Source organism: Neisseria oralis, assembly GCF_045062685.1.
In the GTDB taxonomy this organism is placed as follows: Bacteria; Pseudomonadota; Gammaproteobacteria; order Burkholderiales; family Neisseriaceae; genus Neisseria; species Neisseria oralis.
This window is the reverse complement of record NZ_JBJGEB010000107.1, coordinates 1-241: the sequence shown is the minus strand read 5'-3', so window position 1 is coordinate 241 and position 241 is coordinate 1. Positions and strand designations below refer to the sequence as shown.

Genomic DNA, 241 nt, shown 5'->3' with positions numbered 1-241 from the left:
TCCTTGATCAGGCTGAAAAGTACCAAATCTCAGACGATGATCTTGGGCTTTGGCTTCGAAAGTGGAAGGACTCCATCATGCCAGCAACGATTCGAAAACCGCTGGCTGTAACGCTTCGCTCTTGGCTTGAAAGCGAGGTTAAAAACAACTGGGCCAAGTGTCCTTCACAAAGTAAAGCAAGGTCAGGTACGAGCCGTTCTGAGCGAGTTAAAGCCGCGCTGGGGTTACCATGAAACAAATC

Annotated in this window: 1 protein-coding gene; it reads left to right on the top strand. The window is 49.0% G+C overall.

The features are described from left to right. Window positions 1–233, top strand: a 233-nt coding sequence (locus ACI43T_RS12260; protein ID WP_405387405.1) for a hypothetical protein, incomplete at its 5' end; no start/stop codon positions are given. Window positions 234–241 lie beyond the last annotated feature (8 nt).